We start from the raw sequence: 23,092 nt of genomic DNA, 5'->3' as shown, positions 1-23,092 counted from the left end.
TATAGTGAGTAATTAGCATTATTTAGGCTTGATTTGGTTGAAGGTAATACACTATAATGTACAAGAAGTTTCTGCTCTTGATTTTTAGAGCTTTGATGTATATACTTGTATAGATGCTATTGTTTTTTATTATAATTTAGAATTATATGAGTTATTGAGGAGGAAAAAAGGTGTACAAAATCGTTAAGAAGAGACAGCTGGCTGACGCCATTACGTTGTTGGAAGTCGAAGCGCCGGCAGTAGCAAAAAAAGCGCAGCCGGGTGAATTTGTCATCGTTCGTCAGAACGAGGAATCTGAGAGAATTCCGTTGACAATCATGGATTTTAATGCGGATAAGGGTACCATTACGATCGTTATCCAAAATGTTGGATTTTCTTCCAAACACATCGCCAATATGGAAGAAGGCGATGCATTCGTCACTTTTGTCGGACCATTAGGACAAGCAACCGAAATCGAAAATTACGGTACAGTCATCTGCGTCGGCGGCGGTGTTGGAGTTGCTCCGATTCATCCGATAGCCAGAGGACTTAAAGAAGCGGGTAATAAAGTGATTTCCATACTTGGGGCCAGAAGCAAGGATCTTCTTATCTTAGAAGACGAAATGCGTGCGGTCAGCGATGACGTCATCATCACCACGGATGATGGGTCGTATGGTATGAAAGGCTTTGTTACACACGGAATTCAATCCGTTCTGGATAAAGGAATCAAAGTCGATGCAATCTGGGCAATTGGTCCGATGATCATGATGAAATCGGTAGCGAATTATACGCGCGAGCTGGGGATTAAAACCATCGTCAGCATGAACCCAATCATGGTTGACGGTACCGGCATGTGCGGTGCTTGCCGAGTTGAAGTCGGCGGCGAAACAAAATTTGCCTGTGTCGACGGTCCTGAATTTGATGGACATTTAGTCAATTTTGATTTAGCAATGAAGCGTGCGGCATTCTTCAAGAGTGAAGAGGCCAGAGCCAACGCGCAAGATAATTGTCAATGCGGTTGTCATAAGGAGGGCAAATAAAGATGGCAAACAAAACACCACGTCATGATATGCCCTGCCAGGATGCAATAGTTCGGAGCAAAAACTTTAATGAAGTCGCTCTTGGATATCCGGCAGAAACAGCAGTCGAGGAAGCGAATCGTTGTATTCAATGCAAAAAACCAAAATGTGTGGAAGGATGCCCGGTTGGCATTGATATCCCTGCATTCATTAAAAAGATAGCCGAAGGGGAATACCTTGACGCTGCAAAGAAGATTAAAGAAACTAACACGCTGCCGGCAATCTGCGGTCGCGTCTGTCCGCAAGAAACCCAGTGTGAGTCGCTATGTATTCTCGGTGTTAAAGGTGAACCCGTGGCTATTGGCCGTCTGGAGCGTTTTGCCGCAGACTACGAAATGGCAAACAGTGCGGAAAAATATGAGAAAGTTGAGCCTACCGGCAAAAAAGTAGCCATCATCGGCGCCGGCCCCGCAGGACTCACGTGTGCAGCCGAACTGGCCCGTAAAGGCCATGCCGTTACCGTGTTCGAAGCACTCCATGTCGCCGGCGGCGTGCTCATGTACGGTATCCCGGAATTCCGTCTGCCGAAAGCCATTGTGCAGAAAGAAATCAACAGCCTGAAAGATATGGGCGTCGAAATCAATGTCAACCAGGTTGTTGGTAAGGTCACCTCCGTTCAGGAACTGTTGGCCAGCGGTTATGACGCTGCGTTTATCGGCACCGGTGCCGGACTTCCTTATTTTATGGATATCCCTGGTGAAAATTTTAACGGCGTTTATTCCGCTAATGAGTTTTTGACCCGTTCCAATCTGATGAAAGCCTATGATTTCCCAAATAATGCAACTCCGATCCGAGTTGGCGAGAAGGTCGCTGTACTTGGCGGCGGCAACGTGGCAATGGACGCTGCCAGAACAGCATTACGCTTGGGTGCGAAGGATGTCTATATCGTTTATCGTCGTTCCATGGCAGAGCTGCCTGCCCGTGTTGAAGAAGTTCACCACGCCGAAGAAGAAGGCATTCAGTTCAAGATCCTGACCAACCCGATTGCTATTAACGGTGATGAGAATGGGAATGTCACGAGCATGACCTGCCTGAAATATGAATTAGGTGAACCTGATGCATCCGGTCGTCGCAGTCCGGTCGCAATTAAAGGCTCGGAATTTGAACTTCCGATCGATACCGTTGTCTGCGCTATCGGCCAGGGACCAAATCCGCTCGTTACCACCACTACAGAAGGATTGGCTCTGAATAAAAAAGGGAATATCGTTGCTGACGAAAAAACCATGGCCACGTCTATCCCTGGAGTTTATGCCGGTGGTGACATCGTCACTGGTGCAGCTACGGTTATTCTGGCGATGGGTGCCGGTAAAACAGCGGCAGCATCAATTAATGAGTATTTGAAAACCAAATAAACCGTTTCAGTCGAATAGCCTGAAATAATAAAGTTAAGGTAGTGCTTTGAATCTCATTCAAAGCACTACCTTATTTTTTGGCCTTTGGAAAGAGATGGTATTCCAAATTCGGAATCAATTCCGAATTTGGAATGTTATTTTTTCCTTCTGGAATAAGACGGTATCCCAAATTCGCAAGCGATTTCAAATTTGGGATGCTTTTTTAGTATAGCGAAAAAGTGCGAATTGCTCAGGGGCTTTTTTCTGAAGCAACATCTATTTTATGGAATCTGTATCCCGGATATCTCCAGAAGTTTAAAGGAAAAATGCAAATGAAGCACCGTGTTGCTGTCATCTAAGTCGATATTCATGATCGATTCAATTTTTTCTATCCTGAAAAACATGGTATTGCGGTGTACATTCAACGCGGCTGCAGATTCTGAAACGTTCTTGGAACACCTGATATACGTTTCCAGGGAATGGGCATAATCTGTCCCATGTTTCTTGTCATAGTCAATCAAGGTAAGCAAGGATGGATGGCAGGTTCGATTCAATCTTTCAGTACGACAGCAAATGTCGGCTAGATGGTAAAGCGCATAATCATCAAATCGATAAATAATCGCCTTAGGATTAAGCAGGATGCCTAATTTTAACGCTTCCAGCGATTGGAGATAATATTCCCGGATATCTACCATATTATGGAATGTTCGACTGATTCCTGCGAATAAATTACTCATCTTAAATAATTCTTTGATTTGCGTCATTTCATGGATAAACAACTGTTTCTCTGAATCCCTGCTTAGAAGCAAGACGATCTTTTTATCATAAACAACGGCTTTACAGTTGGGGATTTTATTTTCCAATTCATTGCGGTAATACATCAAAGAAAATCGCGTTATGTCAAACTGACTCACATCGACAGTGAGGACAAATAAGCATTTTTGAAAGGTTAAATTCAGGATTTTTATACGATCATTAATGTCCGTGATATGCCTTAACTTTTCATCCAGAAGGTCGATCAAAAAATCCTCATGCATAAGCCCCCTGGAATAGTCAATATTTTTGTTTTTCTGCATGTCAATGGAAATAGCCTTACACAGCAGAGCGGAAAGTTCCAGATCTAACTCGGTAAACGGTTTTTGATGAGCACAGATCGTTAGTCCGGCAACCCGTTTATCACCGATCATGACTTTGCCTACGATACGAGGGTACTTGCAATAGGGATCCTCCCAAAAAAAGGGGTGATCACTTTCGGCAATCATTTCAAATAGTTTATTAGACACATAATAGGTCCAGGATTCCACTGAGGGCTGGTTCGAAATAACTTCCTGCCAGACAGGATCATCATCAACCGGTGAGCTAGGGGTATAGGCAATGACCTTAAAGCTCATATCATGAATTGAAAAAGGGTTGCCTAACATGTCATAACCGATATCAACAAGCGTTTGCAAGTCACTACCTTTGGAAAGCGCATCGAATAGTTTTATTGAATAAATGGCAAGAACTTCTTTGTCTTTGTCTTTTTCTTTGTTGTTCAAGGTATTTTTATGGTTATCGTTCATTTGGCTCTCCATTGTCGAAACTGTGCAACATGCACAGAAACTTATATTTTTTTTATATAGCCATACAAAGGCATCTCGAAAAAAATAGAGAAATTAATATTAAAGATAAACAGATGGTGTTGAATATGGTTTATCTATTTCATTTTAACGAATAACACGAATAAATAATAGTTTTTTATGTGTATTTCCAAGATTTTTGAGAAGAATTAATTTTTGGGTATTAATATTTAATTATAATTATTCATGCTATGGAGGTATGAGAAAAATGATTATCATTGGCGAAAAAATCAACGGCGCAATTCCATCCGTCGCCAAAGCCATCGCGGAAAAGAATGCAGATTTCATCCGCAACCTTGCCAAAATCCAGACTGATGCCGGAGCTAATTTCATCGACGTCTGCGCATCTACCGATGTCAGCCTCGAAGTTGAGACCCTGAAATGGCTCATCGACCTGGTTCAGGAAGTGACCGATACCCCAATTTGCATCGATAGCCCCAATGAACAGGCCATCGTTGCCGCTATTCCGTTCTGCAAACGCCCGGGACTGATTAACTCCGTATCCGGCGAAGGCAACAAGATCAACGTTATTTTCCCGATCATCGCGGATACCAAATGGGAATGCGTCGCACTGCTCAATGATGACAGCGGCATCTCCAAGACGGCGGAAAAACGTCTCGAAGTCTTTGCCAACATCATGAAACGGGCGAAAGAATTCGGCATTGCTCCGTCCCGTCTCCACATCGACCCGTTGGTTGAAATGCTCTGCACATCCGAAGACGGCATCAACATGATCGTCGACGTCATGAAAGAAATCAAACAGCAATACCCTGCCATTCATATCACCGGCGGCTGCAGCAACGTCTCCTTCAACCTGCCCGCACGGAAGCTCGTCAATCAGGCTTTCCTCGTACTGGCCATGAATGCCGGTATGGACAGCGGCATCATCGACCCGACCAATCAGGACCTCTTAGGTATGATCTTCGCTACCGAGGCGCTGATGGGACAGGACGAATACTGCATGGAATACATCGGTGCCTTCAGAGAAGGCAAATTCGGTCAGAAGAAATAAACCTATATTCAAAAGAAACAAAACCTTACACAGAATTAACAAAACATTATCAGAAATAACCTCGGTCACAATTTTAAAACTTAATATATTTTAAATTTATAGTGATTTTAAGGAGGACTAAAAAAATGGCAAAAATCGATGAAGTCAAAGCAATGGTAGAAGCAGGGAAAACAAAACTGGTTCCCGGTCTGGTTCAGGAAGCTCTGGACGAAGGCAGTGCAGCCAAAGACATTCTTCAGGGCATGGTTGATTCCATGAGCGTTGTCGGCGACAAATTCTCCACCGGCGAAATCTTTGTTCCGGAAATGCTGATGGCTGCTAAAGCCATGGCTAAAGGCGTTGACGTCTTAAAACCCTTAATGGCTGGGGACAGCTCCAACTCATTAGGCACCTGCATTATCGGAACCGTCGCAGGCGACCTGCACGATATCGGTAAAAACCTCGTTTCCATGATGATCGAAAGCGCTGGCTTTACCATGGTTGACCTCGGAGTTGATGTCCCGGCAGACAGATGGATCGAAGCCATCAAAGAAAATCAAAACGTCACCTTAGTCGCATGCTCCGGTCTTCTAACCACCACGATGCCTGCGCTGAAGGAAGCTGTACAAACAATCAAAGGCAGCGGACTTCCCGGATTCAAAGTCATCGTCGGCGGAGCGCCGGTGACCCAGGAATTCGCTACGGAAATCGGTGCGGACGGATTTGCTCCGGATGCCGGAAGTGCTGCTGTTAAAGCGGTTGAATTAGTTAAAGCATAACGTGTTAGAATCGAGAATCATTGCGAAATGAGTATAGGGAGGACGGGATTCTCATGCTAACCAAGAGACAAAACTTACTTGAAACAATCAAAAAGGGTGGCAAACCGGATCGGTTTGTTAACCAATTTGAATTTATGGAACTGATCTTTGATCAACCTTGGGGCTTGTTTTTAGCCCCAGGGTCTATCGGAAAAGATAAATGGGGTGTGACTTTCAGCTATCCCATCGATCAGATCGGTCAATTCCCGCTGCACGATCCTGAACACAAAGTTTTAAAAGATATTACCCAATGGAAAAAATACGTCAACGTACCAGAAGTCCCAACTTCGGATGAAGCGTGGGCTTCGGCTGTTGCGCATGCCAAGTCAGTTGACCGTAACGATAAGTTTGTCGCCACCATCTATTGCCCGGGTATGTTTGAACAGGTACATCACTTGATGGGTATGGAAGATGCGATGATGGCTTTGTATGAAGAGCCGGAAGCCATGCATGAACTTCTCAATTGCATGCTCGAATATGAGCTGGCGTATGCAAAAGAAGCGATTGCCAGGCTTCAGCCGGATTGTTTGTTCCATCACGATGACTGGGGCAGCCAAATTTCTTCCTTCCTCTCACCGGAAATGTTCAGGGAATTCATCCTGCCGGTTTATAAAAAGCTATACGGGTTCTATAAAGCGAATGGGGTTGAGCTGATCGTTCATCATAGTGATTCCTACGGCGTCAATCTTGTACCGTCAATGATCGAAATGGGAATAGACATTTGGCAGGGTGTTATGAAAACCAATAACATCCCGGAATTGGTCAAAAAATATGAAGGCCAGATCACGTTTATGGGTGGCATCCATAGCGGGGAAGTCGATTTTCCGGGCTGGACTCAGGAAAACTGTGCGAAACACGTAGAGCAAGCCTGCAGGACAAACGGCAATCATTCATATATCCCTTGCATCACGCAAGGAGGACCCGGCAGTGCATTCCCCGGTGTTTATGATGCATTAAGCAAAGAGATTGACAGAATGAGTAACGAATTATTCTGAGATTTATCCAGATGCTATACGAGGAGGATAAGTGTGTTAACAAAAAAACAAAACTTATTGGAAACTATCCGCGGCGGAAATCCGGATCGGTTTGTCAACCAGTATGAATATCTGAATTTGATTCTCGAGGTACCGACAGGATTTGCACCCGTAAAAGGGACCAATTTTAAAGATGCGTGGGGTGTTACCTGGAGTTGGCCTGAAGATCAGATCGGAGGCTTCCCCCTTCACGACGATGAGCATAAAGTCCTGAAGGATATCACCAAATGGAAAGAAGTCGTCAAAGCCCCCACTATCAATACCTCAGATGAAGCATGGGCTGCTGCCGTAGCACATGCCAACAGTATCGATCTGAATGAAGAATACCGTACTGTCATGTTTGGGCCTGGAATCTTTGAAATGACCCATATGCTGATGGGCATGGAAGATGCTTTAATGGGTCTGTATGAAGAACCGGAGGCAATGCATGAACTCATCGAATACTTTACTCAATACGAGCTTGATTTTGCCAAAGTTCTGATTGACAAACTCCATCCGAATGCGCTTTTCCATCATGACGACTGGGGCAGCCAAATCAATTCGTTTGTTTCTCCGGATATGTTTGAAGAATTCTTCCTGCCTGCGTATAAAAAAATCTATGGTTTTTATAAAGCCAACGGGATTGAACTCATCGTTCACCACAGTGATTCCTATGCTGCAAACCTCGTCCCCTTTATGATCGAAATGGGTATGGATATCTGGCAGGGTGTCATGAGAACCAACAATATCCCAGAACTGATCAAGCAATATGGCGGAAAGATCTCCTTCATGGGTGGACTGCACAGCGGCGAGATCGATTTTCCGACGTGGACACAGGAAAACTGCGCAAAGCATGTCGAAGAAGCCTGCAAGACATTTGGCAAACATTACTTCATACCGTGTCTGACCTCCGGTTTACCGATGAGCAATTTCCCCGGTGTTTATGAGTGCGTAACTGAAGAAATCAAAAAAATGAGCACGGTTTTGTTCTAAAATGATTATCACCCAATTAATCCAGTCTTTTTAGATGAAAATTAGCAACGTCATTCTTACATGGTATTCACAAAAAGCTTCTTTAAAGCAAGGTCCGTATCGGATCAAGCGATAAAGAAGCTTTTTTCTAACACGCTTTTCCAATACAATGTGTGCCTTATTCAGCCCTTTTTGTTGATATAAGTCGTTAATTTTGGTATGATTAATTTTATCGTCTTTAAGGTTTCATGGAGGTTAAATGATGCATAGTTCGCGGGTAACGATATTCGCCGGGCATTATGGCAGCGGTAAGACGAATATTGCAGTCAATTTTGCTCTTTGGCTGAAGAAAAAATTTAATAATGTCGTTATTGTGGATTTGGATATCGTCAACCCTTATTTTAGAACAAAGGACAGCATGGCTATGATGAAAAATTCAGGAATCAAGCTGATCTCTTCACGCTATGCTAATTCCAATGTCGACGTACCGGCTATGCCGGGCGAAGTCAACGCTATTTTTGACAGTCCCGAAAGCTACGCGGTAATTGATGTTGGCGGAGATGATCGGGGTGCCTATGCACTCGGGCGGTATTACGGTAAATTCCTTCAAAATGAGGTAACTGCTTTTCTTGTAGTTAACATGTATCGTCCCTTAAGCCGCGATCCGGAAGCAACGATCAAAATCAAAGACGAAATTGAAGCGGCAGGAAGGATAACCTTCACCGGAATTATTAATAATTCCAATTTGGGCCATGCCACCACCGCTGAGGATATCCTGGCTTCGATACCCTACGCAGAAGAGATTTCCAAACAAACGCAGCTGCCGATTGTGATGACGACGGTACAGCGTGCTCTCGCAACAGAGTTAATGCCCAATATCAACAATATATTTCCAATAGACTTGGAGGAGTATGAATGGCAAAAATAACTAAAGTAACCATCAATGCAGACAGATGCAAGGGATGTTCACTTTGCACAGATGCGTGCCCTAAAAAAATACTCAGGCTCGCGACGGAAACATTGAACAGTAAGGGATATCATCCAGCAGAAATGACAGACCAGGAAGCCTGCAACGCATGTGGTTTCTGTGCGACAATGTGTCCTGATGTATGCATTACAATTGAAAAAGAGGTGGGCTGAGATGACTGAAAAAGTATTAATGAAGGGAAACGAAGCGATAGCAGAAGCTGCGATCATGGCGGGCTGCCGTCATTTTTTCGGTTATCCGATTACACCGCAAACTGAAGTCGCAGCGTATATGTCCAAACGTATGCCGAAGATCGGCGGGACCTATTTGCAGGCCGAAAGCGAAGTCGCCGCAATCAATATGGTTTATGGTGCTTCCGCAGCTGGTGTACGTGCAATGACATCGTCTTCAAGCCCGGGTATTTCTCTGAAGAGCGAAGGTTTATCTTACTTGGCTGGAAGTGATTTGCCCGCTGTATTAGTTAATATCCAGAGAGGCGGCCCGGGACTGGGCGGCATTCGTCCTTCCCAGGCGGATTATTTTCAGGCGACACGCTCGTCTGGACATGGCGATTTTCATTTGATCGTTTTTGCACCCAATACTGTACAGGAAATGTTCGACCTGACAATTGAAGCATTTGAAGTAGCTGACAGATATCGTATGACTGCTATGATTTTGGGTGACGGTATGCTTGGCCAAGTCATGGAACCGGTGGACATCAGCCGCAGCGCCAATATAACCCTACCCGGCAAGGATTGGGCACTCACCGGTACCAAAGGTTCCCGTAAGAAAAACATTGTCAACTCGCTGTATCTGGAAGCGGAAGAACTTGAGATGCTTAACTTCAAACGCTTTGAAAAATATGCCGAGGTTGAAAAAATAGCTCGGACTGAAAATTACCTGACTGATGACGCGGATGTGATTATTGTCGCTTACGGCATTTGCGCAAGGGTAGCTAAAAATGCTATCAATGAAGCGCGGAAGAACGGTATCAAAGTCGGTCTGGTCCGCCCAGTTACCCTCTGGCCATTCCCGAAAAAGCAGCTTGAGTCCGCTGCAGAAAAAGCGCGTGCTTTTATCGTCGTTGAAATGAGTATGGGGCAGATGATACAGGATGTTGAGCTGGCGATTCGCTGCAGCCGTCCGGTATCGCTGTGCAATCGTACCGGGGGTATGGTACCCACTCCCGAGGCGGTCTTAGCAGCAATCGAAAACGCTGATCAAGCAGGGAGGAGTTAATTATGCAAACTGTATTTGAAAGACCGAAAGCACTCTCCGATGTCTCTATGCACTATTGCCCCGGCTGTACTCATGGCATTATTCACCGTTTAGTTGCTGAAGTCCTTGATGAATTAAATATAACGGATAAAACAATCGGGGTGGCACCGGTAGGCTGTGCTGTATTGGCCTATAATTATTTTGAATGTGATATGGCTCAGGCGGCTCACGGGCGTGCACCAGCTGTCGGCACGGGAATTAAACGGGCAAACCCGGATAATATCGTCTTTACCTATCAGGGAGATGGTGACCTTGCGGCTATTGGCACAGCGGAAACGGTTCATGCGGCTGCCCGAGGTGAAAATATTACCGTTATTTTCGTCAATAACGCGATCTATGGCATGACCGGAGGACAAATGGCGCCGACGACGATGCCCGGACAGGTCACCCAAACGTCACCTTATGGCCGCGACGTGAAAACTGCCGGATATCCTGTGAAAGTATGTGAAATGTTGTCGACCTTAGACGGCACCGCGTATGCTGAACGTGTTTCCGTTGACTCTGTGAAAAATGTTAAAAATACTAAAAAAGCGATAAAGAAGGCTTTTGAATATCAGCTAGCTGGCAAAGGATTTTCCATCGTGGAAGTTTTATCCACCTGCTCGACCAACTGGGGGATGGAACCGGTTGAATCTTTAACCTGGCTCAGGGAGAATATGATTCCTTATTACCCACTGGGCGTCTATAAGGATAAGGAGGACTCCAAATGAGCAAAACAATGGAACTCAATATTGCAGGTTTTGGCGGACAGGGTGTTCTGTTTGCCGGAAAAATTTTAGTCTATGCCGGTATGCTTGCTGGTAAGGAAGTGAGCTGGCTGCCGTCATATGGTCCGGAAATGCGCGGCGGAACTGCCAACATCAATGTAATTGTCAGCGATACACCGATCGGTTCTCCGATAATTAATTATCCGAATATGTTGGTGGCTATGAACCAGCCTTCATTGGAAAAATTCGAATCGGATGTCCAAAAAGAGGGTATGATCATTGTTGATTCTGCCTTGATTCCCATTCCGGTAACACGAACCGACGTAACGGTTTTTTATATCCCGGCGACAAAGTTGGCAGAAGAGGCCGGCCTTAAAGGTCTCGCCAATATGGTCATGGTAGGCAAAATCGCCAAAGAGACAGGGATTTTTGATCTTGAAACTCTCAATAAAGCCGTCAGTAAATCCATTCCAGAAAGAAAGAAAGAACTATTAGCATCAAACATCCAAGCCATTGAAATTGGGTATAATTATATTTAATTGTATTATAATTGTATTATCGTAATCGTGTTAAAAAGTCCTATAAAAGTATTGCCGTATTGTATTACAGCTAGTATTATAATACTAATAACAATTGTGTTATAGTATAGTTGTCCAATGCGGCTTTTTTTCAGTAAAATATAGGGGGTGCAACACATGACAGATCAACTCAAGGATATGGGCGCAAGATTGACAATGCTGCGTGACTCTACTGGTTTTACTCCGGAAAAGATTGCTTCTGAGCTTGAAATTTCAGTCTCGGATTATTTGCAGTACGAAGCTGGGGAAAAGGATTTTTCATTTAGTTTCTTGTATAATGTAGCCGGTATTTTAGGTGTCGATGTTCTGGATATCATTAGCGGTGAGACGCCAAGGCTTTCCACTTGCTGCGTGGTCAGAGCAGGGGGCGGCTATGATATCAACCGACGGAAAGCGTATGACTATAAACATTTGGCATTTACTTTCCGCCATAAGAAAGCAGAACCGTTTATGGTCACCGTGGAACCTAATGACGCAATCCCGGAGCGGCATGCCCATGATGGACAGGAATTTAACTATGTCGTGTCCGGAACGATTGAATTCTTTATCGGTGAGATGGTCTACGAACTAGGCGAAGGTGACAGTATTTACTTCGATTCGGCTGTTCCTCATGCGATGAAGGCCCACGGCAACATCGCGGCGAAGTTTCTTGCCATTGTGATGAAATAAGCGAACTTAGTTCGAAGATAAAGGAGGATTCTAGATGGTAATGTACGAAAAATATATCGGCAGGCATCGCGACGAGTATGTCACCCTTGACGATTTATATCGCAATTATTCGGTGACATGTCCGGATGATTTTAATTTTGCCTACGATGTGCTGGATAAAATGGCAGAAACTAAACCGGATCAGTTGGCTATGTTATGGGTGAGCAACGATGGTGAGGAAAAACGGATTACCTTCAGTGAAATGAAGCGCTATTCAGATAAAACCGCTAATTATTTTAAATCCCTTGGTATTAAAAAAGGTGATCTTGTACTGTTGGTACTTAAGCGGAGTTATCTGTTCTGGTATGCGATGATGGCTTTGCATAAGATCGGAGCTGTGGCTGTCCAGGCGACTAACCTGCTTACAGCGAAGGACTACGTTTACCGTTGTCAGGCAGCAGGTATCAAGATGGCTGTTATTACAGCCGATGGTGATTGCACCAGCCATTTTGACGAAGCATTGCCGGAATGCAAAACTGTTCAAATAAAAGCGGTGACTAAGCACAAGGATGCGGGTGAAGGCTGGCTTGATTTTGAAGCCGGCATCGAAGCTGCATCCGATATCTGGCAACGGCCCACCGGCGAAGAGGCAACCAAAGCCACGGATATGATGATCATGGCTTTTTCTTCCGGCACGACCGGCTATCCCAAAATGGTAGCACACGACTTCATGTACCCGTTAGGCCACATCATGACCGGTGTTTTTTGGCATCGCGTGGAACCCGGCGGCTTGCATTTTACTATTTCGGATACGGGTTGGTTAAAATCGCTCTGGGGGAAAATGTATGGTCAATGGCTGGGGGAGTCGGCAATTTTTACCTATGACTTTGATGCCTTTAACGGCGCTGATATTTTAGATAAACTCCAAAAGTACAATATCACGACGTTCTGTGCTCCGCCAACCATGTACCGTTTCATGCTGCGTGAGGATGTCAAGAGTTACGACCTGTCATCCTTGAAACACTGCTGCACCGCTGGAGAAGCCCTGAATCCCGAGGTATTTAACCAATGGCGCCAAGCCACAGGTTTGCGTATTTTTGAAGGCTTTGGACAATCGGAAACAACAGTATGCTGTTCCATTCTCTATCCTTGGGTTCAACCCCGGCCCGGTTCCATGGGTATGCCTACACCGGGTTATCAGATGATCGTTACGGATGAAAACGGCGAGGAAGTGGATCCGGGGGTTACTGGCGAGATCTGTATTAAGGCACCGGACTACGCAACCAAGACGAAGGGTTTGTTTATGGGTTATTTCCTGGACGAAGCGAATACCAATCGTTCTTGGCATGATGGGTTGTACCATACCGGCGACTTGGCATACCGCGATGAACTTGGGTTCCTCTGGTATATCGGGAGAAACGATGATATTATCAAATCTTCCGGCTACCGTATCGGACCATTTGAAGTTGAATCGGCTTTGGCCGAGCATCCTGCTGTCCTGGAATCTGCCGTTACAGGCGTTCCTGACCCGATTCGCGGCTTTAACGTCAAAGCGACCATTGTGCTGAATAAAGGTTATGAGCCTTCTGATGCAATGGTTAAAGAATTGCAGGAGCATGTCAAAAAGGTAACAGCTCCTTATAAGTACCCGCGTGTTATTGAGTTTGTAACCGAGCTGCCGAAGACCATCAGCGGCAAAATCCGCCGAGTGGAGATTCGGGAGAAGGATTCGCGTTCGGAATAAGCAATATGTTATTAAACGATCACTTTAGTGATTTTGCTATCATCTATAAAATGGTGTATTACATTAAGCTTGCCCAAATGGGCGGGCTTATTTTTTATAAAACAGACTAGGAACATATACCTATCGCTGATGAAGGAACACATTCAAATTAGGTTAGAGTTATTCGGATACGCAAAAAAAATTTTCACTATTGAAAAAAAGTGTAATTCATCATTAATCAAATATTTAAACATTCTCAATGGCGTTAAATTGTATGTATAAATGAAGTCAAAAATTATTGCAATAAAATAAAACAAAAACATCTTTAAACAACGATAAAAACATAATAAAAATATAAGAAAATAATATAGGTACATCATTTAATGTACTGTTTAAATGATTATGTATGAAATAGTATGGTTAGGAACAATACTTTGGCACAATCTATGCATTTATCTAATCACGATCGCATTTTTTATGAGATAGTCTTTTATTCTTAGAGTTGACTATCTGTCTTAAACGCTATGAGAGAGGAGGTTTTTTAACATATTGTTCCAAGAAAATTAAGTAAGTATCAAAAAATGATAAGTGAAACGTGTTGATGGGCATTTTCTTCCTCATATAGAACAATTTATTCGTTGATCGCCGGAAAATGTTGTATATAATGCACAAAAAAGATTGTCTTATCTTCTCAAATTTGTGCAAAAGCTGTAGTGCCCATCAAAATATATCTCTCTATAATCTAAATTAATAACATGCATACCTATATCGATTTAGAAGGGGGATAATATTTTAATGGCGCTTAGCAAGATGATCCTGAACATCAACGGTGTGGACCGAATGCTGATCTGCGACAAGGATAAGGATACCCTTGCCGATGTTATTCGGCGTTTAGGTCTAACCGGAACAAAAATTGGCTGTAATACCGGCCAGTGCGGAGCTTGTTCGGTATTGATCGATGGCGACGTAATCCGCTCTTGTGTCAAAAAGATGAAAAATGTTTCTGAAGCAAATAAAATTACAACGATTGAAGGTATTGGCACCCCAAGCAGTTTGCATGCCCTGCAGCAGGCTTTCATCGCGTTTGGTGGGGTTCAATGCGGTTTTTGTAGCCCTGGCTTTATTGTTTCAGCCAAAGGACTGTTGGATAAAAATTGCAATCCGACCCGGCAAGAAGTACGCGATTGGTTCCAAAAACACCGTAATGCCTGCCGATGTACCGGTTATAAACCGATTGTTGATGCCGTTATGGCAGCGGCTAAAGTATTGCGCGGTGAAATAACGATTACGGATCTGCAGTATAAGATCCCTGCCGACGGCAAAATTTATGGGACTGCCTATCCGCGTCCTGCTGCGTTGGCTAAGGTTACAGGCACCTGCGACTATGGCGATGATATCGGGATGAAGATGCCGGAGGTATTGCATCTGGCACTCGTATTACCGGGAATATCCCATGCCAATATCCTATCGATAGATACGTCAGAGGCGGAAGCAATGCCCGGCGTCGAGAAAGTTATTACTTATAGGGATGTCAAAGGTAATAACCGCATTAACTTTCCGATGATGAGCCCAAGAGCGAAATGCGATGGTTTTGACCGGTGGATCCTGGCTGAAAATAAGATTCTGCGCTGTGGGGATGTGATTGCCATGGTTGCAGCCAGAACGAATGAAGAAGCACGGGCTGCCGCCAAAAAGGTCAAGTTTGAGCTTGAGCCGTTGCCGGAATATATGAATGCCCTTGATGCCGTAGCGGAAGGCGCCCTTCAGATCCATCCGGAGCATCCCAATATGTTTATGGAATTTCCGCTGCGTAAAGGGAGAGACACCCGTGACGTCATGAAGGAATCTGACTATGTCGCTGAGGGAAGTTTTTACTCCCAGCGTGAACCGCATCTCCCAATCGAACCGGATACCATGCAAGCGTATATTGATGACCAAGGGATTCTCAATGTCCACTGTAAGAGCCTGGGGATTTATGCAACATTATTCCTAATCTCCCAGGGTATCGGTTATCCGATGGACAAGATCAGAATCATCGAAAATCCTACCGGCGCGAGCTTCGGTTACACCGCCTCACCGTTTGGACCGGCTATCGTCGCCATCGCGGCAATGGCTACAGGAAAAGCATGTACCCTTACCTTAAACTATGAAGAACATCAGCATGTTACCGGAAAACGTGCGCCGTCCTACGCGAATACCCGGATCGGATGCGATAAAAACGGCAAGCTGACCGGTATGGACTTTGATATCTTGTTCGATAAGGGAGCATACACCGAATTGGGTTCCGGTCTACCGGAGGGCGCTACCCGGTTTATGGGCATGTGCTACACGATTCCGAATGCCCGGGGGCTTGGCAGGGTCTCTATAACTAACCATAACCATTCCACGGCCTACCGTGCAGCCGGAGCTCCTCAGACCTTCACGTCCTTCGAACAACTGATGGATATGCTGGCGGAAAAAGCTGGAATAGATCCCCTGGAGTTCCGCTATAATAACGTATATCGTGACGGCGATGTCAGCAATAACGGTCATAAATTCTCAGTATATCCTATGGCGGCGCTGATCGATAAAATGCGGCCTGTATATCAGGAAGCCTTAGCCAGAGCAAAAAAGGAAAGTACTCCGGAAAAACGGCGTGGCGTTGGTGTTTCCTGCAGTGCCTATAATACCTGCGGCGGACCAGAACATGCCGAAGTCGCCATGGAATTAAACCCGGACGGGACAGTAACCAACTTTAATACGGCGGAAGATCAAGGACAGGGAACAGATGCGCATGCCTTGGTCCACACCTATGAAGCACTGCGGCCGCTAGGGTTAAGTCCCGACCAGATCAAACTGGTGATGAACGATACCGGGCTATGCCCTGATACCGGACTGGCGGCAGGCAGCCGGACGCATTATGTGACCGGACGCTGCACGGTGGATGCCGCTAATAAACTGATGGATGCGATGCGCAAAGTTGACGGATCCTTCCGTACCTATGATGAGATGGTTGCTGAAGGCATCCCGACCAAATATTTTGGTATTTCCGATTCGACAAGTACCAATTTCCCACTGGATCCAAACACGGGCATGGGTGACCCTTCAATCGAATATATGTGGGGAGTCTTTTTAGCTGAGGTTGAGGTAGAAGTTGCTACCGGCAAGACGAAGGTCTTGAAGATGCACGCGGTGGTTGACTGCGGCACAATCGGAAATATCCAATCCTTTGAAGGGCAAGCGTTCGGGGGAATGATGCACAGTATTGGATTTGCTCTTTCGGAAGACTATGATGATGTCAAGAAGGATATCAATTTGGTTAATTCCGGCTTCTCCTACATCAACACGATACCCGACGCAGAAAAGTATACCGTCGATTACATTGAATCACCGCGACCGTCTAATCCGTTTGGTTCCTCAGGCTGTTCGGAAGTATTCCAAGCTGGGTCGCATGTCTGCGTCCTCAACGCCATTTACAATGCCTGCGGCGCCCGCATCCATGAATTACCGGCCAGGCCGGAAAAAGTAAAGGCCGAATTAGACGCTCTGGCCCAGGGCAAGACAACAGCTCCAAAACCGTATTTCCTTGGTTCGGATATGTGGGAAACCTTGGATGAGATGGAGAAAAACCCAGTCTGATTGGCTAAGTAACTGTTTCAATGATGTGATTTGATCTTTAAGAAAATTAACCTCGTATTTTAGTCTTAATGCAACATCCGGACTACACTGCGTTGCAGTCCGGATGTTTCTGTACACGGATGTACAACTGCCGCGATGCCATGGATGGCAAGGAGCGGCGCTTTCCACGGATAGCATGTAGATAAACTGACGGATTGTAGGAGAGCTTCAGCGGATGGATATGATGCAGTTAAGAAATTTAGGTGAAAAATGTACACGTGACGATCCGGCTTTCTGCAGCATTGCCTGCCCGCTGGCACTGGATGTGCGGGCCTTTATTGCCAAAATACAGGAAGGTCGGTTGGAAAGTGCATATAAAATATACCGTAATGCAGTTATCTTCCCGGATATCGTCTGCCGTATATGCGATCGGCCTTGTGAGAATGCCTGTGTCTTGGGTAAACAGAAGTCGATAGCTATTCGGGCCCTGGAACAAGCCTGCTGTGATTTCACAGCCGATAAAGTACATCCCAATTATTATATTCCCCCTAAAACAAAAACAATCGCCGTTATTGGCGCCGGTCTTGGCGGACTGGGGTGTGCCAATAAACTAGCCAAGAGGGGCTATCACATTCATCTTTATGATGACAGACAAATGCCGGGAGGATACTTTAACGACCAAAACGATGCTTTGCTCAGCGCAGCATTTAAACAAGAAATTGAACGCCTGTCATTAATCGAAAGCTTTCATTATTACCCTGAAAAGAAAGTAATGGCGCTTGATGATTTGAATACAGATGCGATCTATATAGCGACAGGAAAAAACGGAACCCGTTTTGGTTTGGATGACGGGTGGGATCCCGTGACCCTTGGTACAAAAAAGCAGGGTGTCTTCATGAGCAGTGCCGGCCAAAATGCCCGTTCAGTCCTTATCCCGCTGCGGGAAGGACTGCGTGTTGCCGACGCGATTGAGACCTATCTGAAAATCGGATCAATGGGCGGTGAAGCCGGCCTGTATGAGAAAAAGGCGACGCGTTTGTACTGTGATGCAATCGAAAAACGGGTCAGGTCAAAACTTCCGTCAACAATAAGGATGCGAGTGGAACCCTCTACAGATGCAAGATATACTTATCAGGAAGTATCGGAAGAAGCCGGACGATGCTTGCTATGTACATGCACTAACTGCTCTGATGCCTGTGCCTTGCTGACGAATTATCGCAAGGACCCCAAAAAAATGATTGAAGATGTGACTATGTCGATGAACCCCGTTAAAGGCATGACCACACGGCTTGCATCCAGGCAGATCAACTCCTGTAATCTCTGTGGTTTATGCCATGAAATCTGTCCAACAGATTTGGATTTTGAGGAGATATTCCTGGAAAGCAGACGTGAATTGCATCGTGAAGACGCGTTACCTCCGGCTTTTCACGACTTTTGGCTAAGAGACATGGCCTTCTCCCAATCGGCAAAAGCCTATCTGGAACTCGGAGAGAACAGTGCCTGCCGGTATGTCTTTTTTCCGGGATGCCAGCTTGGCGGATCGGATCCGGATTATGTGACAGCAAGCTATGCCTATCTCGAGTCTCATCTGGAAGGAGGAGTCGGATTATGGCTGAGTTGCTGCGGCGCACCGGCACACTGGGCAGGGCGTGAGGGCGAATTTCAAGAATTACACGGCCAATTGAGAATAAGCTGGGAACGTTTTGGACGACCTGTTTTAATCACCGCCTGTTCTTCCTGCGCAAAGATTTTGAAGGGTAATTTACCGGAGATCCCGCTGCTCCCAATATATCACGTCATCGCGGAAAATGGACTTCCGGACTGGATGCCAATTAAACAGGACGAAACCCTGACCGTCTTTGATCCGTGCGCCAGCCGGCATTTCACCCAAACACAGGCGGACGTACGTCACATCCTATCCGCATTGGGGTATGATTTAGCCGAGCGGCCCTATCACGGCAGAGAAGCGCAATGCTGTGGCTATGGCGGACATATCCAGGCGGTCAATCCGACACTGATGGCAGAAATTGCCCAAAACCGCGTCCGCAACAGTCCCTGCGATTACGTAACCTACTGTATTAATTGCCGGGAGATATTTGCTCACCAGGGAAAGCCGGTGATCCACGTGCTTGATCTGTTGCTCGGAAAAGATTTGGACGTACGCTTCAAACGTAAGCCAGTCCACTTGAGCGACAGCAGAGATAATAGGATGAAATTAAAGGCGCTCATGGTTGAAAAATACAGTCTGTTAGCCACCGATGAAATAAAACAGATGAATAATCTAACAAAAAAAGATATTATTAAGGAGAATACCTTGAATATCATCATTCCGCCGGAGTTAATGGATAAAATGGACGGTGATTTGATTATCAGGGAAGATGCGGAAGAGGTCATCCGCCGCAGTGAAGAAACCGGGCAGAAACTGCTGGATCAAACAACTGGTCATTATGTTGCCCACCAGCAGCTGGGGATCATGACCTATTGGGTCGTTTACCGCCCAGAAGAAAACGGGTTTTGTTTAGTAAATATTTATGCCCATCGTATGAGAATAGAGGACAGGATCTATGAGTGAGCAAGAAAGAGTAAAAGAATCAGCGGCAGAAAACCATCTTCTATGCTTGAAATGCAACGCGGCTATGGAACAGCAAAAAACCTCTTTTACCTATTTGGGGTTTAATTTTGAGGCTTCGCTACCGCGCTGTCCTGTGTGCGGACAGGTTTATATTTCTGAGGATATCGTTAAAGGCAAAATTAAAGAAGTTGAAACGTTGTTGGAAGATAAGTAGGAGGGGATATGTCATGAAAACGGTTGCGGTAGAAGCAGCTGAAGGAATGGTTCTTGGTCATGATCTGACGCAAATTGTGCCTGGCAAATTCAAAGGCGTGCGATTCAGGAAAGGACATATCATAAAGAAAGAAGATATTCCGCACCTGTTGAATATGGGTAAGAAGAACATTTTTGTCTGGGATCTAGCCGACGGCTTCATTCATGAAGACGAGGCGGCACTGCGGATTGCCAAGGCAGTTGCAGGCAACGGTCTAAAGCTATCGGTACCCAGAGAAGGTAAAGTGGAGCTGTCTTCAGAAATTGACGGCTTACTCAAAGTCAATCTGCAAGGACTCGATGCGGTGAATACTTTTCAAGGGACGATCCTCTCCTGTTTGCATACAAATCAGAGGGTCACAGCAGGAAAAGTCGTTGCCGGGACGCGGATCATCCCGTTAGTAATCGAAAATACACTAATCAAAGATCTGGAAGATTCGGCACGTCACAATTTTCCGGTAATTGAAATCAAGCCGTATCAAACATTTAAAGTCGGCATCATCACCACGGGCAGTGAAGTGTATGAAGGGCGGATCAAAGATGCATTTGGGCCGGTATTGCGCAAAAAAGTTGAAGAAGTTGGCAGTACTGTCCTTAAGCAAGTCATTGTCTCCGATTCAGTGGCGATGATCGTCAGCGCGATTCAGAGCATGGTTACCCAAGGAGCAGATTTGATCTTAACCACCGGCGGGATGTCAGTTGATCCGGATGATGTCACACCGGAAGGCATTCGTCAGGCGGGGGGAAGAGTCGTGACTTATGGCGCACCGGTTTTACCCGGAGCCATGTTTATGATGGCCTATATTGGGGATATTCCGGTCATGGGATTACCGGGGTGTGTCATGTACAGTCGTACCAGTATCTTTGATTTAATCTTTCCAAGAGTACTGGCAGGAGAAATCATCACACGAGACGAAATTATTAAATTAGGACATGGCAGTATGTGTCTGAGCTGCCCGGAGTGTACTTATCCGGATTGCGGTTTCGGTAAGTGATTCGCGCAGTAAAACCAAAGTTAATTTGGAGGAACTTATAATGCCTGAATTAATGGGCATCGGCCAAGCGAAGTGTGAAGCATTGCGGGTGGTGACCGGAGAAACCGTCAGACCGGGCGGTTATCGCTTGACTGACCAGGCCATTAATTTTTGCGGATTAAAAGCAGGCAGTCATCTCTTGGATGTTGGTTGTGGCACCGGTGCAAGTGTTGAATATTTAATCAAAAAATACCAACTTGCAGCCGTCGGTATCGATCCATCGGACAGGATGCTCGAATTGGGAATTCGCCGTTGTGCGTGGCTTCCAATAAAAAAAGGCTGTGCGGAAAGCGTTTCCTTTGCAAAAAACAGTATGGATGCGCTCCTTGCGGAATGCAGTCTGTCAGATTTCTCTGATCTTGGCCAGGCATTGCAGGAATTTTCCCGCGTGTTGAAAAGTGACGGCTGGCTGATTGTGAGTGATCTCTATCTGCGATCGATGCCAGGGCCTGCAGAAGGCATGGGCAGCAGACAAAACGAAATCGAATCGGCGCCTACGGTACCGAGCGGATTAATGAAAAAAGAAACAATCATCATGTTCTTGACAGTCGCGGGGTATGACGTGATCCTCTGGGAAGATCATACCGATAAATTAAAACAACTTAGCGCTGAAATTATTTTTAAATACGGATCTCTGACAGAATTCTGGAAAAATGCCTGTCAAGGCTGTCAGAGTCGCTGTACGGAATTGCCTCAAGATCTCAGACTGGGATATTATCTGTTAATTGCCAAGAAAAACTCAAGGAACGGGGTTGATTCCATTGCGTAAAATTGCTGCGATTATACCGGCTGCCGGTTATTCTTCACGCATGGGCTTATATAAGCCGTTATTGCCGATCGGCTCATCTCTGGTTATTGAGAATACGATCGCAACCTTTAGAGAGGCAGGCATTGAGGATATTCGGGTCATCATAGGGCACAAAGCACATCTGCTTCTTCCGGTTCTTGACCGTTTGGGCGTCAAAGCAATTATCAATGACAAATATCACGGTGGAATGTACACTTCTGTCCAACAGGGCGTTAGAACCCTGGATGATGCTACAGAAGCATTTTTCTTTCTACCGGTTGATTACGCCGCTGTTAAGCCGGATACGGTGCTTAAATTATTACAAAACAATGCCGAAAAACCGTGTGATGTGATCTATCCTGTTTATAACGGGAAAAGAGGGCATCCGCCATTGATAACGACAGGGTTCAAAGATGCAATTCTAAGCGGCGAGCCTAAAGGTGGTCTTCAGACCCTGCTGACGGCATTGGGAAAAGAGACACGTGATGTTGCGGTTGACGATGAAGGCATCCTTATAGACATCGATACGGAGACGGATTATTTGAATTTGATTCGCGGGGAAATGCCTTTTTTTCCAACCCGTGAGGAGTGTCTGGCTATCCTGCAGAAATATCAGCCCCAGGAGAAAGTTCTGGCCCATATCCTTGCGGTCACCCGGGCAGCGGAAACGCTTTCCGAGTATTTAAACAGCAGCGGAATGCGATTACATTTAGGAGTGATTATGGCAGCGGCTATGCTGCACGATGTAGCCAAAGGAGAAAAGAACCATGCGATGAAGGGTCGGGATATTATCGTTTCTCTGGGCTATCCTGAGATCGCAGATCTCATCGGCACGCATATGGAGCTTGAACCCGAAAGTTTGCAAGAAATTAACGAGCGGACCATTCTTTATCTGGCCGATAAAATAATCTCGGGGGATCACTTTGTGCCGTTGGAGGAACGCTTAACGCTACGTATGGACAAATACAAAGAACAAGAAGTACAGGACATTATCCGCAAACGGATTGGGCAAGCGGAGACAATCAAACAAAACGTCGAACAGAAACTTGGGAAAAAACTGAACGCTATTTTATCCGAATTATCCCTTACCGCAAGTAAAGCGAGATAAAAATTAAAGAGCTATAAAAAGAAAAGATGGATAAAAAGT

The 23,092-nt window shown here is 45.4% G+C and carries 20 protein-coding genes; 19 read left to right on the top strand and 1 reads right to left on the bottom strand.

The window, feature by feature from the left end:
* Positions 1–170 precede the first annotated feature (170 nt).
* Complete coding sequence (locus LPY66_RS12445; RefSeq protein WP_337984651.1) at positions 171–1,019, top strand: sulfide/dihydroorotate dehydrogenase-like FAD/NAD-binding protein; 849 nt, start codon at positions 171–173, stop codon at positions 1,017–1,019.
* Between the two features lie 2 nt (positions 1,020–1,021).
* A complete protein-coding gene (gltA, locus tag LPY66_RS12440; RefSeq protein WP_337984650.1) occupies positions 1,022–2,410 on the top strand; it encodes an NADPH-dependent glutamate synthase in 1,389 nt (462 codons plus the stop codon).
* A 260-nt stretch (positions 2,411–2,670) separates the two neighbouring features.
* On the opposite strand, the gene LPY66_RS12435 is transcribed toward gltA, so the two are convergent.
* On the bottom strand, positions 2,671–3,951 hold the full coding sequence (locus tag LPY66_RS12435) for a helix-turn-helix domain-containing protein (RefSeq protein ID WP_337984649.1): 1,281 nt from the start codon (positions 3,949–3,951) through the stop codon (positions 2,671–2,673).
* A 265-nt stretch (positions 3,952–4,216) separates the two neighbouring features.
* Here LPY66_RS12435 and LPY66_RS12430 point away from each other — a divergent pair, with 265 nt between their 5' ends.
* The 17 genes from LPY66_RS12430 (at position 4,217) to LPY66_RS12350 (ending at position 23,053) form a co-directional block, all read left to right on the top strand.
* The gene (locus LPY66_RS12430) at positions 4,217–5,020 is read left to right on the top strand and encodes a methyltetrahydrofolate cobalamin methyltransferase (RefSeq protein WP_337984648.1); all 804 of its coding nucleotides are present in this window, start codon (positions 4,217–4,219) and stop codon (positions 5,018–5,020) included.
* Between the two features lie 125 nt (positions 5,021–5,145).
* Positions 5,146–5,778, top strand: a complete 633-nt coding sequence (locus LPY66_RS12425; RefSeq protein WP_337984647.1) for a corrinoid protein — start codon at positions 5,146–5,148, stop codon at positions 5,776–5,778.
* 53 nt (positions 5,779–5,831) lie between these two features.
* Positions 5,832–6,812 carry a uroporphyrinogen decarboxylase family protein gene (locus tag LPY66_RS12420; protein WP_337984646.1) on the top strand — a complete coding sequence of 327 codons (981 nt, stop codon included), beginning with the start codon at positions 5,832–5,834 and terminating at the stop codon, positions 6,810–6,812.
* Positions 6,813–6,845: 33 nt separating this feature from the next.
* Positions 6,846–7,823, top strand: coding sequence for a uroporphyrinogen decarboxylase family protein (locus tag LPY66_RS12415; RefSeq protein ID WP_337984645.1), 978 nt, complete (start codon positions 6,846–6,848; stop codon positions 7,821–7,823).
* A 238-nt stretch (positions 7,824–8,061) separates the two neighbouring features.
* A complete protein-coding gene (locus LPY66_RS12410; RefSeq protein ID WP_337984644.1) occupies positions 8,062–8,730 on the top strand; it encodes a nucleotide-binding protein in 669 nt (222 codons plus the stop codon).
* A complete protein-coding gene (locus LPY66_RS12405; protein WP_337984643.1) occupies positions 8,718–8,942 on the top strand; it encodes a 4Fe-4S dicluster domain-containing protein in 225 nt (74 codons plus the stop codon). The genes LPY66_RS12410 and LPY66_RS12405 overlap by 13 nt, the downstream gene beginning before the upstream one ends.
* Before the next feature lies 1 nt (position 8,943).
* On the top strand, positions 8,944–10,008 hold the full coding sequence (locus LPY66_RS12400; protein WP_337984642.1) for a 3-methyl-2-oxobutanoate dehydrogenase subunit VorB: 1,065 nt from the start codon (positions 8,944–8,946) through the stop codon (positions 10,006–10,008).
* A 2-nt stretch (positions 10,009–10,010) separates the two neighbouring features.
* A complete protein-coding gene (locus LPY66_RS12395) occupies positions 10,011–10,757 on the top strand; it encodes a thiamine pyrophosphate-dependent enzyme (RefSeq protein WP_337984641.1) in 747 nt (248 codons plus the stop codon).
* Positions 10,754–11,293, top strand: coding sequence for a 2-oxoacid:acceptor oxidoreductase family protein (locus LPY66_RS12390; RefSeq protein WP_337984640.1), 540 nt, complete (start codon positions 10,754–10,756; stop codon positions 11,291–11,293). The genes LPY66_RS12395 and LPY66_RS12390 overlap by 4 nt, the downstream gene beginning before the upstream one ends.
* 156 nt (positions 11,294–11,449) lie before the next feature.
* Positions 11,450–12,001 carry a helix-turn-helix domain-containing protein gene (locus tag LPY66_RS12385; protein ID WP_337984639.1) on the top strand — a complete coding sequence of 184 codons (552 nt, stop codon included), beginning with the start codon at positions 11,450–11,452 and terminating at the stop codon, positions 11,999–12,001.
* Positions 12,002–12,035: 34 nt separating this feature from the next.
* A complete protein-coding gene (locus LPY66_RS12380; RefSeq protein WP_337984638.1) occupies positions 12,036–13,724 on the top strand; it encodes an AMP-binding protein in 1,689 nt (562 codons plus the stop codon).
* Between the two features lie 774 nt (positions 13,725–14,498).
* Positions 14,499–17,321 (top strand): molybdopterin-dependent aldehyde oxidoreductase, encoded by a 2,823-nt coding sequence (locus LPY66_RS12375; protein WP_337984637.1) that lies wholly within the window; start codon positions 14,499–14,501, stop codon positions 17,319–17,321.
* A gap of 214 nt (positions 17,322–17,535) precedes the next feature.
* Entirely contained in the window at positions 17,536–19,872 is a 2,337-nt protein-coding gene (locus tag LPY66_RS12370; RefSeq protein WP_337984636.1) for a pyridine nucleotide-disulfide oxidoreductase/dicluster-binding protein, read from the top strand.
* Entirely contained in the window at positions 19,865–20,086 is a 222-nt protein-coding gene (locus LPY66_RS12365; protein WP_337984635.1) for a DVU_1557 family redox protein, read from the top strand. Before LPY66_RS12370 ends, LPY66_RS12365 begins: the two co-directional genes overlap by 8 nt.
* A gap of 13 nt (positions 20,087–20,099) precedes the next feature.
* Positions 20,100–21,119, top strand: a complete 1,020-nt coding sequence (locus LPY66_RS12360) for a molybdopterin-binding protein (RefSeq protein ID WP_337984634.1) — start codon at positions 20,100–20,102, stop codon at positions 21,117–21,119.
* A gap of 40 nt (positions 21,120–21,159) precedes the next feature.
* Positions 21,160–21,927 carry a DVU_1556 family methyltransferase gene (gene trsM / locus LPY66_RS12355; RefSeq protein ID WP_337984633.1) on the top strand — a complete coding sequence of 256 codons (768 nt, stop codon included), beginning with the start codon at positions 21,160–21,162 and terminating at the stop codon, positions 21,925–21,927.
* A complete protein-coding gene (locus LPY66_RS12350) occupies positions 21,884–23,053 on the top strand; it encodes a DVU_1551 family NTP transferase (protein WP_337984632.1) in 1,170 nt (389 codons plus the stop codon). Before trsM ends, LPY66_RS12350 begins: the two co-directional genes overlap by 44 nt.
* Positions 23,054–23,092: the final 39 nt, after the last annotated feature.

The organism is Dehalobacter sp. DCM, from assembly GCF_024972775.1.
Taxonomy (GTDB): domain Bacteria; phylum Bacillota; class Desulfitobacteriia; order Desulfitobacteriales; family Syntrophobotulaceae; genus Dehalobacter.
This window is presented reverse-complemented; position numbering and strand designations above follow the sequence as displayed.